Origin of the sequence: Rhodococcus sp. USK13, assembly GCF_018343855.1 — a bacterium.
GTDB lineage: Bacteria > Actinomycetota > Actinomycetes > Mycobacteriales > Mycobacteriaceae > Rhodococcus_F > Rhodococcus_F oxybenzonivorans.
Genome location: NZ_CP069242.1, coordinates 5,065,656 through 5,081,187, shown reverse-complemented (window position 1 = coordinate 5,081,187; position 15,532 = coordinate 5,065,656). Strand labels below are relative to the sequence as shown.

15 protein-coding genes are annotated in these 15,532 nt (G+C 67.5%); 11 read left to right on the top strand and 4 right to left on the bottom strand.

The window, feature by feature from the left end:
* Positions 1–7 precede the first annotated feature (7 nt).
* The 3 genes from JQT59_RS25865 to JQT59_RS25855 are packed head-to-tail and all read left to right on the top strand — an operon-like array spanning position 8 to position 4,259.
* Entirely contained in the window at positions 8–2,545 is a 2,538-nt protein-coding gene (locus JQT59_RS25865; protein ID WP_213572515.1) for a sensor histidine kinase, read from the top strand.
* A complete protein-coding gene (locus JQT59_RS25860; RefSeq protein ID WP_213572514.1) occupies positions 2,542–3,222 on the top strand; it encodes a response regulator in 681 nt (226 codons plus the stop codon). The genes JQT59_RS25865 and JQT59_RS25860 overlap by 4 nt, the downstream gene beginning before the upstream one ends.
* A 59-nt stretch (positions 3,223–3,281) precedes the next feature.
* Positions 3,282–4,259, top strand: coding sequence for an ABC transporter substrate-binding protein (locus JQT59_RS25855; RefSeq protein ID WP_213572513.1), 978 nt, complete (start codon positions 3,282–3,284; stop codon positions 4,257–4,259).
* Positions 4,260–4,293: 34 nt separating this feature from the next.
* Here the strand turns inward: JQT59_RS25855 and JQT59_RS25850 are convergent, their stop codons facing one another.
* Positions 4,294–4,926 carry a pyridoxamine 5'-phosphate oxidase family protein gene (locus tag JQT59_RS25850; RefSeq protein ID WP_213572512.1) on the bottom strand — a complete coding sequence of 211 codons (633 nt, stop codon included), beginning with the start codon at positions 4,924–4,926 and terminating at the stop codon, positions 4,294–4,296.
* A 154-nt stretch (positions 4,927–5,080) separates the two neighbouring features.
* On the opposite strand from JQT59_RS25850, the gene JQT59_RS25845 reads away from it, so the two are divergent.
* The 4 genes from JQT59_RS25845 to JQT59_RS25830 all read left to right on the top strand — a co-directional run bounded on the left by JQT59_RS25845 (position 5,081) and on the right by JQT59_RS25830 (position 7,464).
* A complete protein-coding gene (locus tag JQT59_RS25845) occupies positions 5,081–5,371 on the top strand; it encodes a DUF1905 domain-containing protein (protein ID WP_213572511.1) in 291 nt (96 codons plus the stop codon).
* Between the two features lie 104 nt (positions 5,372–5,475).
* Positions 5,476–6,291, top strand: coding sequence for a DNA repair protein RecO (gene recO, locus JQT59_RS25840; RefSeq protein WP_213572510.1), 816 nt, complete (start codon positions 5,476–5,478; stop codon positions 6,289–6,291).
* Positions 6,257–7,066 carry an isoprenyl transferase gene (locus JQT59_RS25835; protein WP_109329020.1) on the top strand — a complete coding sequence of 270 codons (810 nt, stop codon included), beginning with the start codon at positions 6,257–6,259 and terminating at the stop codon, positions 7,064–7,066. The genes recO and JQT59_RS25835 overlap by 35 nt, the downstream gene beginning before the upstream one ends.
* Positions 7,063–7,464, top strand: coding sequence for a hypothetical protein (locus tag JQT59_RS25830; protein ID WP_109329022.1), 402 nt, complete (start codon positions 7,063–7,065; stop codon positions 7,462–7,464). Before JQT59_RS25835 ends, JQT59_RS25830 begins: the two co-directional genes overlap by 4 nt.
* A gap of 3 nt (positions 7,465–7,467) precedes the next feature.
* Here JQT59_RS25830 and JQT59_RS25825 read toward each other — a convergent pair whose 3' ends face one another.
* Both JQT59_RS25825 and JQT59_RS25820 read right to left on the bottom strand, forming a co-directional pair.
* Positions 7,468–7,896 carry a Fur family transcriptional regulator gene (locus tag JQT59_RS25825; RefSeq protein ID WP_159921487.1) on the bottom strand — a complete coding sequence of 143 codons (429 nt, stop codon included), beginning with the start codon at positions 7,894–7,896 and terminating at the stop codon, positions 7,468–7,470.
* A gap of 2 nt (positions 7,897–7,898) precedes the next feature.
* Positions 7,899–8,243, bottom strand: coding sequence for an ArsR/SmtB family transcription factor (locus tag JQT59_RS25820; protein ID WP_159921489.1), 345 nt, complete (start codon positions 8,241–8,243; stop codon positions 7,899–7,901).
* Positions 8,244–8,462: 219 nt separating this feature from the next.
* On the opposite strand from JQT59_RS25820, the gene JQT59_RS25815 reads away from it, so the two are divergent.
* Positions 8,463–9,854 (top strand): glycine--tRNA ligase, encoded by a 1,392-nt coding sequence (locus tag JQT59_RS25815; protein ID WP_109329028.1) that lies wholly within the window; start codon positions 8,463–8,465, stop codon positions 9,852–9,854.
* Between the two features lie 225 nt (positions 9,855–10,079).
* Here JQT59_RS25815 and JQT59_RS25810 read toward each other — a convergent pair whose 3' ends face one another.
* Positions 10,080–12,170, bottom strand: a complete 2,091-nt coding sequence (locus JQT59_RS25810) for a TPM domain-containing protein (protein WP_213572509.1) — start codon at positions 12,168–12,170, stop codon at positions 10,080–10,082.
* 69 nt (positions 12,171–12,239) lie between these two features.
* Here JQT59_RS25810 and JQT59_RS25805 point away from each other — a divergent pair, with 69 nt between their 5' ends.
* The 3 genes from JQT59_RS25805 to JQT59_RS25795 all read left to right on the top strand — a co-directional run bounded on the left by JQT59_RS25805 (position 12,240) and on the right by JQT59_RS25795 (position 15,492).
* Entirely contained in the window at positions 12,240–12,932 is a 693-nt protein-coding gene (locus JQT59_RS25805) for a YdcF family protein (protein ID WP_159921493.1), read from the top strand.
* Entirely contained in the window at positions 12,932–14,206 is a 1,275-nt protein-coding gene (locus JQT59_RS25800) for a deoxyguanosinetriphosphate triphosphohydrolase (RefSeq protein ID WP_213578101.1), read from the top strand. The genes JQT59_RS25805 and JQT59_RS25800 overlap by 1 nt, the downstream gene beginning before the upstream one ends.
* 80 nt (positions 14,207–14,286) lie before the next feature.
* Positions 14,287–15,492: a lipase family protein gene (locus JQT59_RS25795; RefSeq protein WP_213572508.1), complete on the top strand. Its 1,206-nt coding sequence runs from the start codon at positions 14,287–14,289 to the stop codon at positions 15,490–15,492.
* Positions 15,493–15,532 lie beyond the last annotated feature (40 nt).

Below are 15,532 nucleotides of genomic sequence, written 5' to 3'. Positions count from 1 at the left end.
TGGCGAGGTGAGTGGTACCGGAACCGAGGGCGTGCGCCGGGACGCCGAACGCCGACGCGGTGAACTGCGCATCTATCTCGGAGCCGCACCGGGTGTCGGCAAGACGTTCGCGATGCTCGGTGAGGCGCACCGCCGCCGGGAGCGGGGGTGCGACGTGGTCGCGGCCGTGGTGGAGACCCACGGCCGTGACCGCACGGCGGCGCAGCTCGGCGACCTCGAACTGATTCCGCCCAACCTGATCGCCTACCGGGGCACGCTCGGCCGGGAACTCGACGTCGAGGCGGTGCTGGCCCGCAGGCCGGCGCTGGTCCTCGTAGACGAGCTCGCGCACACGAACACACCGGGCAGCGTCCACGAGAAACGCTGGCAGGACGTGGAGATACTCCTCGCCGCGGGGATCGACGTCCTCTCGACGCTCAACGTCCAGCACCTCGAAAGCCTCAACGACGTGGTGCAGCGGATCACCGGAGTGGTGCAGCAGGAAACGGTTCCCGACGAGGTGGTGCGCGCCGCCACCCAGGTCGAATTGGTCGACATCACTCCGGAGGCTCTGCGCCGCAGGCTGTCCCACGGCAACATCTATGCCGCGGACAAAGTCGATGCGGCACTGAGCAATTACTTCCGGAAAGGGAACCTCACCGCACTCCGCGAACTGGCCCTGCTGTGGGTGGCAGACCAGGTGGATGCCGCACTCGCGAAATACCGTGCGGAGAACAAGATCACCGACACGTGGGAGGCTCGGGAACGGGTGGTGGTCGCGGTGACGGGCGGACCGGAATCGGAGACGCTGGTTCGGCGCGCCGGCCGGATCGCGTCGCGATCCAGCGCCGAACTGATCGTCGTGCACGTGGTGCGCGGCGACGGCCTCGCGGGTGTCTCGGCTCCGGAGATGGGCAAGGTACGGGCCCTCGCCGCAAATATCGGCGCGAGTCTGCACAGCGTCGTCGGCGACGACGTCCCGACCACGTTGCTCGACTTCGCCCGGACCGCGAACGCCACACAACTGGTGCTGGGCACGTCGAGACGCTCACGGTGGGCGCGGATCTTCGACGAGGGCATCGGCGCAAGCGTGGTGCAACAGTCCGGGTCGATCGACGTGCACATGGTGACGCACGGCGAATCCCACCGCCCGCGGCGGTTGTCGCCGGTGGGCTCCCGTTCGCGCACGGCGATCGCCTGGATCGCCGCCGTCCTCGTACCGTCGGTGGCCACGCTGGTGTTGAGTGCCGTCGACCGGTGGCTCGGATTGGTCGGCGAGGGAGCCCTGTTCTTCATCGTGGTGCTGCTCGTCTCGCTGCTCGGGGGTGTCGCCCCCGCCGCGTTCTCCGCGCTGATCTCGGGTCTGTTCCTCAACTACTTCTTCACGCCGCCGGTGCGGAGCTTCACCATCGCCGAGCCGGACAACTTCATCACCACGGTCGTGCTGCTCGTGGTGGCCGTCGCCGTCGCGGTCCTGGTCGACGCGGCCGCCAGACGTTCACGGGAAGCCCGCCGGGCGTCGCAGGAAGCCGAGCTGCTGGCACTGTTCGCCGGATCGGTGCTGCGCGGCGCCGACCTCGACACGCTGCTCGAGAAGGTGCGCGAGACCTACGGCCAGGATTCGGTCAGCGTGCTGCACCGGGACCGCGGTCCGGTGGGGTCCGTCGGGCCGCACCCACCGGTGAGCATCGCCGACGCCGACACCGTCTGCGAGGTGGGGGAAGGGGAATACGCGCTCGCCCTGCGCGGCAGCGAACTGCACGCCCGGGACCGTCGGGTGCTCCTCGCCGTCGCCAACCAGGCGGTGGGCATGATCCGGCAGACCGAGCTCGCGCAGGAGGCGGGGCAGGCGCAGGCGCTGGCCGAGGCCGACCGGTTGCGGCGGTCGCTGCTGTCCGCCGTCAGCCACGACCTCCGGACCCCACTGGCCGCGGTCAAGGCCGCCGCGTCCAGCCTGCGCAGCGACGACGTCGACTTCTCCCCGGAGGACACCGCCGAACTGCTCGCGACCATCGAGGAATCGGCCGACGTGCTGACCTCTCTCGTCGGGAACCTGCTCGACTCCTCCCGTCTCGCGGCGGGAGTGGTGACCCCGACGCTGCGGCCGGTGTACCTCGACGAGGTGGTGCACCGGGCGCTGGTGGGTCTGGGAATCGGCGGCCGGACCGGGACCCGGGCCCGGGAAAGGGTGGAAGTCGACGTCGGAACGGTGACGGCGATGGCGGATCCGGGCCTGCTCGAGCGGGTGCTCGCCAATCTGATCGACAACGCACTCCGCTACGGTGAGGACTCCGTGATCCGGGTCGGTGCCGCGGCGGTGGGCGACCGCGCCGTCATCACCGTCGCCGACACGGGGCCGGGAATTCCGCGTCGGCGGGCAGACGAGATGTTCGCCCCGTTCCAGCGGCTGGGGGACCGCGACACGACCACGGGAGTCGGGCTCGGGCTCTCCGTCGTCCGCGGATTCGTCGACGCGATGGGCGGAACCACCAGCGCCACCGACACCCCCGGCGGTGGTCTGACGATGGTGGTGGAGCTGGCCGGGGCGGGAGGGAAGCATCCATGACGAGGGTCCTCGTCGTCGACGACGAACCGCAGATTCTCCGCGCCCTGCGGATCAATCTGAGCGTGCGCGGGTACGACGTGGTGACGGCCGCGTCCGGTGCGGCCGCCCTGCGTGCCGCGGCCGAGCGACCGCCGGACGTGATCGTGCTGGACCTCGGGCTACCCGACATGGACGGCACCGAGGTGCTGGCCGGGCTCCGCGGATGGTGCCCCGCACCGGTGATCGTGCTGTCGGCGCGGACGGACTCCGCCGACAAGGTCGACGCTCTCGACGCCGGCGCCGACGACTACGTCACCAAGCCGTTCGGGATGGACGAGTTCCTGGCGCGGGTGCGTGCGGCCGCCCGCCGGGCGACGACGGTCGTCGACACGAGTGAACCTGTGGTGGAGACGGATTCGTTCACGGTCGATCTGGCGGCGAAGACGGTGCGGCGGGCAGGGACCGAGGTGCACCTTACGCCGACCGAGTGGGGAATGCTCGAGATGCTCGTGCGCAACAAGGGCAAGCTGGTGGGGCAGAAGGAACTGCTGCGGGAGGTGTGGGGTCCGGCGTATGCCACCGAGACCCACTACCTGCGGGTGTATCTGGCGCAGCTGAGACGCAAACTCGAGGACGACCCGTCCCACCCGCGTCACCTCATCACCGAGGCCGGGATGGGCTACCGGTTCCAGGTGTGAGTCGGCGAATAGTTGGGGCCGGAAGCAGCACCCGACCGGGTGTTGGTTAGGCTTGCCTTATGCGAATGAGGAGTCTCTTCTCGGTGTCACTGCTGGCCCTCGCGTTGGCCGGCTGCGGGAGCGACAGCGAGGGCGAACGCGAGGCAGTGGCAGGCACCGGCGATGCCGTGTTTCCGGCCGTCGTCGCCACGAAATTCGGCGACGTCACAGTCGAGTCGAAGCCCGAGCGCGTGGTCGCCCTCGGGTGGGGTGACGCCGAAACCGCGCTGGCGCTCGGTGTCGAACCCGTCGGGGCCAGCGACTGGGTCGCCTTCGGCGGCGACGGCGTCGGACCGTGGGCGGACAACATGTACACCACCGCGCCGGCCATCATCGGAACCCTCGAACCGTCGTACGAGCAGATTGCGGCGCTCGAACCGGACGTCATCCTCGACACGAAGAGTGCCGGCGACAAGGAACGCTACGACCACCTGTCGCAGATCGCGCCGACGATCGCGCTGCCGGAGGGCGCCGACAACTACAAGACTCCGATCGAGAGCCAGGTGTCGATGGTCGCGAACGCTCTCGGCGCGGCGGAGCAGGGTGATGCGCTGCTCGCCGACATCGACCGGCGATTCGCGGAAGCGGCCGCGGCCCATCCCGAGTTCGCGGGGAAGACGATCACCGTCGGCGCGTTCTCGGGGGCGGGATGGGGCGCCTACACGGCCGACACCGAGCGCCTCCAGTTCATGAAGAAGCTCGGATTCGTCAGTAATCCGGCGGTGGACGCGCAGCCGGCGGTGAAGTTCTCCGTCCCGGTGTCGGAGGAGAATCTCGGCGTGATGGACGCCGACATGGTGGTCGTCTTCCCGGTCGGCAGGCCGGCCGCCGACGTCACGGACCGGCCGCTGTTCCAAGCGATCCCGGCGGTGCGCGACGGACGGTCCCTCGTGTTCGACGATCCGAACGTCGCGAAGGCGTACTCCACGAACTCCGTGCTGTCGTTGCGGTACGCACTCGACACCGTCGTGCCTCTGGTGTCCGAGCGGCTGCGGTGACCTGGCCCGGCACGCCCCTCGGTAGACACATCCCTCAGTAGAGCAGCGTGCGGTAGAACTCCTGTCGGCGAGGCGTATCCGGGCTGTGGTCCAGCCCGTGCTGCTCCGAATGCATTTCCCGCAGCGACGGGATCTGGTCGGGGTCCGGCCACGACTCCGGGTCCCACATGCGTGACCGGAGGATCGCCCGGGCGCAGTGGGTGTAGACCTCGTCGATCCGGACCACGACACCGAGGTTGGCGGGTTTGCCGTTGATCGACATCGACTGCAGCAGTTCGGGATCGACGGTCAGGGTGGCGGTTCCGTTGACGCGGACCACCTCGTCGATTCCCGGTACGACGAACAGAATGCCCACGTGCGGGTTGTCGAGGATGTTGCGGTACGAATCCGCGCGCCGATTGCCCGGCCGGTCTGGGATCACCAGGGTCCGGTCGTCGAGGAACATCGTCTTCGGTGTGATGTCTCCGCGCGGCGAGCAGTCGCAGTGACCGTTCGCGTCGGCGGTGGCGAGGACGAAGAACCGCGCCTCGGAGATGAAGCGGCGGATCAGGGGCATCGTGTGATCGGTGTGCTTGGTGACGATGGAGGGGTGGGGAACGCCTAGTACCTGCTGAAGTTCGTCGAGGGTGGTGATCGTGTGCTCCGGTGAGGGGGCGTGCGCTGCCACGGGAGTGTTCCGTTCGTCGAGGGCCGTTCGAGTTAGGGTACCCTTCGGCGCTTTCGGGTGTCCCGTGGCCTTCGGACTCACGACCGATGATTCCGGCCCGCTCCGGGAGTCCTACCTTCGACCGCAACATCACACTCGACCGGAGGAGCCACGAATGCCCGCACCGAAGACCCCGCAACCACTCGCGCACACCTTCACGGCGCCGATCCAGAAGGACGGGGCGTTCGCGACGTACCTGACCGTGCCGGGCTCCGCCGAACTTCTCGGAACGCGACGGCCGGTGAAGGTCGGCGGGACGATCGACGGCCACCCGTTCAACGCCACCCTGATGCCCTCGGGTGAAGGTCCGCACTGGCTTCCTCTGAAGATCGCACTGTGCACGCTGATCGGTAAGGACGGTGCCGGAGTGGAGGTGACGGTGCACCTCGAGCAGCGTTTCAGCTGACGCGGGCGGCGCCGGGGTGTGCGGGCGCAGGCGCACCGAGCCCTGACCGTCGCATCCGGCTCGGCCTGCGGAATGTGGTCGCCTCGACGTGGGAGACTGAACCGGTGAGGTTGTATCGAGACAATGCGGTGGTCCTGCGCCAGCACAAGCTGGGCGAGGCCGACCGTATCGTCACACTCCTCACCCGGCAGCACGGTCTGGTACGCGCGGTGGCCAAGGGGGTGCGCCGCACGAAGTCCAAGTTCGGCGCCCGGCTCGAGCCGTTCGCGCACATCGACGTGCAGTTGTACCCGGGCCGCAACCTCGACATCGTCACCCAGGTGCAAACTGTCGATGCGTTCGCCACCGACATCGTCGACGACTACTCCCGGTACACCACGGCGTGTGCGATCCTCGAAACCGCCGAGCGACTGGCCGGTGAAGAGCGCGCTCCCGCGCTGCAACTGCACCGCCTGACGGTGGGTGCGCTGCGCGCCGTAGCCGAACACCATCGGCCGTGTGAGCTGATTCTCGATGCCTTCCTGCTGAGGGCTATGGGTTACGCAGGATGGGCACCTGCACTCGACGAGTGTGCGCGGTGCAGCGCGCCCGGACCCCACCGGGCATTCCACGTGTCCGCTGGGGGCGCGGTGTGTACCCACTGCCGCCCACCCGGTGCGGCCACCCCGTCTCCCGGAGTGCTCGCGCTGATGGATGCACTGTTCCGTGGGAACTGGGCGGAAACCGAGAATGTGGCGGCGCCGCTGCGCAGTCAGGCCAGCGGACTCGTCGCCGCGCACCTGCAGTGGCATCTCGAACGCCAGCTGCGCACCCTTCCCTTGATCGAACGGTCCCGTCCGCATCCGGCCGTCGGGCCGGAGAGTTCGGTCAGGCAGGATGGGGACCGTGATTCGACGACGCGAACCTCGAACTCCGCTTGACGGTGCGGCCGAACGCCACATTCGGCCGCCCGACCCGCATCCGTCGGGGGCTCGGCCGCCGGGCCTGCAGACCGAACTGATACCTCGGCACATCGCGCTGGTCATGGACGGGAACGGCCGTTGGGCGCAGGAACGGGGGCTGCCCCGGACTGCCGGCCATGAACGCGGTGAAGCCGTGCTGATGGACGCGGTCTGCGGTTGTATCGAGATGGGTGTCGAATGGCTGTCGGCGTATGCCTTCTCGACGGAGAACTGGAAACGCAGTCCAGAAGAAGTCCGCTTCTTGATGGGCTTCAACCGGGACGTGATCCGCAGGCGCCGTGACGAAATGCACGAGATGGGCGTGCGCGTGCGCTGGGCGGGGCGTCGACCACGGTTGTGGCGCAGCGTGATCAAGGAACTCGAGATCGCCGAGGAGTTGACGAAACACAACACGGTGATGAACCTGACGATGTGCGTCAACTACGGTGGTCGCGCCGAGATCGCCGATGCGACGAAAGAAATCGCACGCAGGGTTGCCGCGGGACAACTCGATCCGGAGAAGATCACCGAGGCGACGGTGGCCCGGTACCTCGACGAGCCGGACATGCCGGATGTCGATCTGTTCCTGCGGCCGTCCGGTGAGCAACGAACGTCCAACTTCTTGATCTGGCAGTCCGCGTACGCGGAAATGGTCTATCAGGAGAAGCTGTTTCCCGACTTCGACCGGCGAGATTTGTGGGCGGCCTGCGTCGAATACGCCTCTCGGGACCGCAGATTCGGTGGCGTCAAGTGACGGCCGACGGAGCGCCGGCACTTCTGGCGCGCGCCGAGAATGCACTCGCTCATTTCGCCACGGTCGACAGGGCGGACGACGGCTCGCTCAGTTTCGAGTACGCCGGAGCGCTGTGCTCGATCAGTGCGATGACCCTGACCGAGGGACTGGACGTGTTGTCGATGACCTGTGTCCTCGCCTGGGATCGCCCCGTCAGTGCGTCACTGCACAAGAAAGTGGCCGAACGAAACAGTGCCCTCCAATTCGGCTCGATCGCCGTGTTCGGACACGGCAGACTCGCCGATGTCATCCTGCGCTACACGTTCCCCGCTGCAGGCCTCGAGGACGAGGCCCTGACCACGATGCTGCTTCTGGCGCTGTCCGGGGCGGACACGGCTCGGCAGGGGCTGATCCCTTGACGCTCACCGCGGCGCGTTGCAGTCCTTGCAGACGCCGAAGATCTCGATGGTGTGGCTGACGTCGGAGAATCCGTGATCGTCGGCGATCGACTGCGACCACTGTTCCACGGTGGGTCCTTCGACCTCGACGGTGTAGCCGCAACTGCGGCACACGAGGTGATGGTGGTGCCCCGACGAGCACCTGCGGTACACCGATTCGCCCGTGTCCGTTCGCAGGACGTCGACTGTCCCGGCATCGGCCAGCGTCTGTAGCGTGCGGTAGACGGTGGTGAGACCGATGCCTTCTCCACGCTTCCGGAGTTCGTCGTGGAGTTCTTGTGCCGAGCGGAATTCCTCGATGTCGTCGAGGAGGGCGGAGATCGCACTGCGCTGCTTGGTGGCGCGCACTCCGACGACCACAGGTTTGCGATGCTCGGCGTTCTGGGTGGGCATTCTCATCCTTCCTCGGCGTGCGCGACGGCGTCCACGACGATGTGTGCGAGGTGGTCGTCGACGAGCCGGTAGAGAACCTCGCGCCCGGTGCGTTCGCCGCGCACCACCCCGGCAGCCTTCAAGACGCGAAGGTGCTGGCTGATCAGCGGCTGGGTGACTCCCAGCGCCCCGACTAGTTCGTGCACGCAGCGCTCCGATTCGCGGAGTTGCAGCACGATGGCGATTCGGACCGGTGCAGCGAGGGCGCGCAGAATGTCACCTGCCGCAGCCAACGTCTCCTTCGACGGCACAGGCGCGGGCGGCGCGGTGTCGAACGGATGAAGATCGCCGGTATCGGTCACGCTCACAGCGGATCTCCTTCGGTATGCCGGACACGAAGCGACAGAATGGTCGGGCGGCACCTTCGGTCAGCTCGTCGCCCATCTTATTGCAAATCGATTCCATTTTGATATGCATGAATTCGCATGTCAACCAGGCGGGTGAACCGGACGGGAACGGGCAGATAGGCTAGGAGCCGAAAACTGCACGTAAACCATGCATCTATTACCCAGATGGAGAGCACTCGAGTGGCACCGAAATCCAAAGTCGAAACCGTCGTCAACCTGGCCAAGCGTCGTGGCCTCGTCTATCCGTGCGGTGAGATCTACGGGGGCACGAAGTCGGCCTGGGATTACGGCCCCTTGGGTGTCGAACTCAAGGACAACATCAAGAAGCAGTGGTGGCGCAACATGGTCACCAGCCGCGAAGACGTCGTCGGTCTCGACTCGTCGGTAATTCTGCCGCGTGAGGTATGGGTGGCGTCCGGCCACGTCGGCGTGTTCAACGATCCGTTGGTCGAGTGTCTCAACTGCCACAAACGTCACCGTCAGGACCACCTGCAGGAGGCGTACGCGGAGAAGAAGGGTCTCGATAACCCCGACGACGTCACCATGGACGTCATTGCCTGCCCCGACTGCGGCACGGTGGGGCGTTGGACCGAGCCCCGCGACTTCAACATGATGCTCAAGACGTATCTCGGCCCGGTCGAGAGCGAAGAGGGAATGCACTACCTGCGCCCCGAGACGGCGCAGGGCATTTTCGTCAACTTCGCGAACGTGCTCACCACGTCGCGTAAGAAGCCGCCCTTCGGCATCGGCCAGATCGGTAAGAGCTTCCGCAACGAGATCACCCCCGGCAACTTCATCTTCCGCACCCGCGAGTTCGAGCAGATGGAGATGGAGTTCTTCGTCAAGCCCGGTGAGGACGAGGAGTGGCACCAGTACTGGATCGACTACCGCATGGACTGGTACACGGGCCTGGGTATCAACAAGGACAACCTGCGCCTGTACGAGCACGCCGCGGACAAGCTGTCGCACTACTCCAAGCGGACCGTGGACATCGAGTACCGGTTCCACTTCCAGGGCAGCGAGTGGGGCGAGCTCGAGGGTGTGGCCAACCGCACCGACTTCGATCTGTCGACGCACTCGACGCACTCGGGCACCGACCTCAGCTACTACGACCAGGCCAGTGGTGACCGGTACACGCCATACGTCATCGAGCCCGCTGCCGGCCTCACCCGGTCGCTGATGGCCTTCCTCGTCGACTCCTACACCGAGGACGAGGCACCCAACGCGAAGGGTGGCGTCGACAAGCGCACGGTGCTGCGGCTGGACCGTCGCCTCGCGCCGGTGAAGGCCGCGGTGCTGCCGCTGTCCCGCAACGCCGATCTGACGCCCAAGGCCAAGGATCTGGCCGCGACGCTTCGTCAGAACTGGAACGTCGAGTTCGACGACGCCGGCGCCATCGGACGCCGTTACCGTCGTCAGGACGAGATCGGTACGCCGTTCTGCATCACCGTCGACTTCGACACCCTCGAGGATCATGCGGTCACCGTCCGTGAGCGTGACTCGATGGCTCAGGAGCGTGTCGCGCTCGACCAGGTGGAGGGCTACCTGGCCCAGCGCCTTCTCGGCTGCTGATCCGGAAGACGAGCAGGGTGAGCAGATCCCCGGTTGCGGTCGATTCCCGACCGCAACCGGGGATCTGTTGTAATTGCCTCAGACGAAACGGGGGCATTGATGAGTGATGTGCTGGTATGCGGTGCGCTGCTGATCGGGAGCGCAGGTTTTCTGGGACTGGCGGTGGCCCTGTTCGGGTCGGCTGGTGCCCGCTCGTACAGCGACGTCGAGTAGGCCCGCGGAACGTCAGAAGCGGCCGCCTCCGCTGATTCGGCCCGAGCTGCGCGGACCACCGAAAGAGCCCGGTCCACCCCCGAAACCGCCACCACCGAATCCGCCACTACCGAAACCGCCACGGGAGCCTCGGCCTCCCCAGCTGCCGCGGCCGCTGAATCCGCCTCGCATGACGCTGTCGATCAGGATTCCGCCCAGTACCGCGCCGGCGAGGTTCCCGCCGGTCCCCGGCCCGGCGCCTTGACGAAGTTCCCAGTCCTGCACGTCGTTTCGGGCAGAACTCAGGGCGTCGACGGCGAGAGTCGACGCGGCCTGCGCATGCTGCAGGGCGCCGGAGACATCGGTCTCGCGGAGCTGACGCGCGGCGGCGAGATGACGCTGTGCCTCGGTGAGCCGGGTCCTGGCCTCCGCACCGATTGCACCGCGCCGGGTGCCGATGAAATCCGAGGCCGCGGTCACCTGTGACTGCGCTGCCACCAGGTTCTGGTCGAGATGCTGCTGCGCGCGTTCGGTCTGTCGGCGGGATTCCTGGGCTGCTGCCAGGACGGCGTCGAGTTCGGCGTCTGCCTTGACGATCGCGGTGAAGGTGCCGAGCGGGTCGGCATCCTTCGAGGTGCGTGCCGATGCGAGCGCTGCCTGGGCCGCGTCCCGCGCCGACTCGAGCGGGGGTGCACCCTGCTCGGTGAACTGGGCGGCAGCGGCCACCCCGTTCTCGAGGTCGGTGATCACCGTGGGCAGGGCGGTGATCGCGTGGCGAATGTTGTCGGCTGCGTGATCGACGGCGTCGAGCAACGTCCGGGCTTGCTCGAGTGCGCCCTCGGCACGGCGGATCGCCGACACGGCCGGCCCCTGCTTTCCCGGGGGCAGGGCGATGGTGTCCCGCGCCTCGCTCACTGCCTGCTCCGCAAACGCCAGCCGTTCCTGCGCCATCGTCACATTGGCCGCGACGGACGCCAGCGTCTCGGCCGGGAACTGGGTATGCAGTGCCTCGAGTGTGCGGGTGGACTCCGGAATGCGGACGCTTGCTGCGACGATATCGCGGGTCAGCGCGTCGAGTCGCTCTGGTGCGTTGATCAAGAGATTTCGTAGACCGTCGAATTCCTGAACCCGTTCGTCGAGTTCCCGGTCTGCCCGGCCGCAGGAGGAGATGATGTCGATCAGCATCTCTCGCTGCTGCTGGGGACTCTCGGGAATCGCGTCGTCGAGTCGTTGACGGACGGTGAACGCGGCGGCCAGGGCCGCCTCCGCCTCCTCGAACGCCGTGGTGAACGACGCGGTCGACTGCTCCCCGAACTCGCCGCGGGCGAGGTCGAGTTCTTCGCGGCTGGTACGCAGCGCGTTGTCCGTGTCGACCAGAATTTCCCTGGCCCGCTCATCCAGCGTGGGCAGCGGCAGGGCGGCAAGTGCGTCGGTGTCCTCGGGGTCGATGTTCCTCGCGGCCGCGACAGCGTCCGCGGCACGGTCGTTCTTCTTCTTACGGGAGTACAGGACGATTCCGCCGACGCCCGCCGCCACCACGCCGCCGCCGATGAGCAGTGTGCGCACCGACATTCCGCCGCTCGCGCTCATCGCATCGCCGAGACCGCCCGCCGCGGCGATGGCGCCACCCGCCCAGTCATCCTCGCGCAGAGCGGGTTCGACGGCGTCGACCCGGATGCTCTCCGCTTCATCGGGCGTGATGTCCTCGAGGCCGTCCGAGGCGATGAGAGCGTATTCGCGGTCGACGGTGGCGACAGCCAACAGCGCGTCCCGGTCGCCGAGCGAGGAGGCCTGCGCGGTGCGATCGGCCCACGGTCCTGCGCCGAGACCGTCGAAGTCGGCGACGTAGACCACCCACAACCGCACCTTGTGGTCGTCGTAGAGCTGATCGATCGCGGCCTCGACCTCGGTTCGCTGATCCTCGTCCAGCGCGCCCACGTTGTCCGTCACCTGGGTGGGCAACCGGAAGGGTGCATCGGCCGACGCGACCGCCGGTCCCCACAGGATCGTCACCACACCGAGGACGGCCGCGACCGCACCCAGGACCGAGAACCGTCGAGCGGGTGGAGCGAGGATTCGTCGGCGGGACGACGGCAACTGCTCGAGTGGCGATGCGACTGGCATGGCAGCAAATCTATCCGGTGTGGCGAGTCGTCAGCGGGACAGTTCGACGGCAGCTGGCAGAATCGGGGAGTGAATACTGCACCGAGCCGTGAACGCCACGACCTGCCGCGCGCCGAGGCGCGTCTGGGTTTCGTCGGCACGTTCGCGCGGTGGACCCGCCGGGTGATCGTCGGAGTGGTCCTGATCGCCGTCGCCCTCGTGTTCGGCACGGCAGTCCGGGTGTGGCAGGTGGCGCGGATCGACGACAGCTCGAGCGCCGACGCCATCGTCGTCCTGGGAGCCGCGCAGTACTCGGGGACCCCGTCGTCGGTGTTCGAAGCCCGACTCGAACAGGCCTACAAGCTGTACGAACAAGGCGTGGCTCCCGAGGTCATCACCGTCGGCGGGAAGCAGGAGGGTGACGAGTACACGGAGGCGGCGTCGGGTAAGAACTACCTGATCTCGCGCGGGGTCCCCGCGGACAGCATCACCGCGGTCGAGGAGGGGTCCGACACCCTGCTGAGCATCGAGGCCGTCAGCGAAACCATGGGGGAGCAGGGCATCAACTCGGCGGTCCTGGTCAGCGACCCCTGGCATTCACTACGCACCCGCACGATGGCGCGCGACGCCGGACTCGATGCCTGGACTGCGCCCACCCGGCAGGGCCCGGCCGTGTTCACACGCGAATCCCAGCTACACGGGATAGCGCGGGAAACCGGGGCCCTGATCTGGTACCAGCTCACCCACTTCTCCGCGGACTTCCCCTACACGGCAGGACAATGATGGCCGGATACTCGACCCATGACGTCGCACGGCGCGTCGCCGAGCCGCCCAAACGGGCCGGTCTGCCGGGGAGCCGGATCGCCGCGGCCCAGCACCGCTCCGATTTCTCCCGGGACCGCGCCCGCGTGCAGCACTCCGCTGCGTTACGCCGGCTCGCGGACAAGACACAGGTGGTGGGACCCAGGGACGGTGACACACCCCGTACCCGGTTGACTCATTCGATCGAGGTCGCGCAGATCGGGCGCGGAATTGCGGACGGACTCGGATGTGACCCCGATCTGGTGGATCTCGCGGGGCTCGCGCACGACATCGGCCACCCGCCCTACGGACACAATGGTGAGAAGGCGCTCGACGAGGTGGCGGCGAGCTGCGGCGGCTTCGAAGGTAACGCCCAGAATCTGCGAATCCTGACCAACCTCGAACCCAAGGTCCTCGACCCCTCGGGCGTCAGCGCCGGACTCAACCTCACGCGCGCGGCGCTGGATGCGGCCATCAAATATCCGTGGACGAGGCCCCGGCCGGGTGCCAAATTCGGGGCCTACGACGACGACGCCGAAGTGCTGATCTGGGTGCGCAGGGGCGCACCGGAGAATCGTCGGTGCCTCGAGGCGCAGGTGATGGACTGGGCCGACGACGTGGCGTATTCGGTTCACGACGTCGAGGACGGGGTGATCGCCGGGCGCATCGATCTGCGCTCCCTCGCCGACCCGGTGGAACAGCGGGCGCTGGCGGAACTGGGTGTCTCCGAGTTCCCCGGGCTGGTCGTCGACGATCTCGTCGAGGCGGCGCATCGGCTCAGCCTTTTGCCCGTGGTGGTGGAGGTGGGCAGCTACGACGGAACGCTGACCAGTGCCGTCGCGTTGAAGAATCTGACCAGCGAGTTGGTCGGCCGTTTCGCCACGGCCGCAATCAGCGGCACGCGGAAGGTCAACGGGGACGAACCGCTGGCCCGGTACGACGCGGACCTGGTGATTCCCCCGGTGGTGGCCTCCGAAGTGGCCCTTTTGAAGACCGTTGCGCTGTATTACGTGATGTCAGACTCCGGTCACAAGGCGCGGCAGGAGCGGCAGCGCGACCGCATTCACCGAGTGGCCGAATGGCTCCTGGCCACCGCTCCGGCGGGACTCGATCCCCTGCTGTTGCCGGCCTGGCACAAGGCCGGCGACGATTCCGCGCGGGTCCGGGTGGTCGTCGACCAGATCGCGTCGTACACCGAGAGCAGGCTCGAACGCGTCGACAAGGCCAGCCTGGGAGCGCAAGCGAGCTGGGGCTGACGAGAAACGGACCAATCCGCCCGCTCCGGTGCTACGAATACGGTGCGAGAGCGCTCACACCACCTGCACAGGGAGCCCGGATGAAGTCTGTACTGCGCAAGATCATCGGTTCGACGTCCGCTGCCCTGGTGGTTGCGGTCGGCGCCGCTGTGCTTGCTGCTCCGAACGGATACGCCGCCCCGGCATATCCGTTCGCCGACCCCGACCCGTTCTACAACGCGCCCGCCGATGTCGGGACACGTGCCGACGGTGACGTACTGGCCAGCAGATCCGTCGCCGCGACCGGTTTCCCGACGGCCGAGGCCTGGCAGATCCAGTACAAATCGACCAACTCGGCCGGCGTCCCGATCGCCGCCGTCACCACCGTGCTCGTGCCCCGCGGCGCTCCCGTGAACCGGCCGCTCGTCTCGTACCAGCCGTTCGTCAATTCGCTCGGATTGCAGTGCGCGCCGTCGCATCAACTGTTCGTCGGCGGACTGCAGGAGACACCGGCCCTCAACGCTCTTCTCGCGCGCGGATGGGCCGTCGCGGTGCCCGATCATCTCGGGCCGTCCAGTGCATACGGTGCGGCGAAGCTGGGCGGGCGTCTGGTCCTCGACGGGATCCGGGCAGCGCAGCGGCTGCCGCAGACCGGTCTCGGCGCCGGCCCGGTCGGGTTGGCGGGCTACTCCGGTGGCGCCATGGCAACGAACTGGGCGGCGGCACTCGCGCCGACCTACTCGCCCGAGCTCAACATCGTGGGCGCAGCCCAGGGCGGTACCCCGGTGAACATCGGCGAGTTGGCCGACCGGTTGGGCGGCACCCCCTCGGACGCCTTCGGTCTGGGTTTCGCGGCCGCCATCGGACTCGAACGCGAGTATCCGACGCGCTCGCCCCTGGGAAACGGCCTCAACGTCGAGGGTCTCCAGCTCCGCGACCGGATGAGCAACCTGTGCACCGATTCGATCCTGGCTGCCGGTGCCGGCATGTCGCTGGCCGAACTCACCGACGGTCCGAGCATCCTCACCGATCCCTCGGGACGGTCGGTCATGGACGAGAACAGTGTGCAGCTGTACCCGGGCGTGCCGAGAACGCCGATGTACGTATGGCACGGCAGTGCGGATCCGCTGGTGAACATCGGGCCGGTACGCGAGACCGTCGACAAGTACTGCGCGCAGGGCGCGAGGGTTCAGTTCGACGTGATCCCGGGCGCCGACCACGGCAGCGCCACCGTGCTCGGTGTGGGGCCTGCGTTCAGCTACCTCGGTGACCGGTTCGCGGGGATTCCGGCGCCGTCGAACTGCTGATTCCGAGTCGGAAATTGCGGCCCCGGCGGAGCGCCTAGAC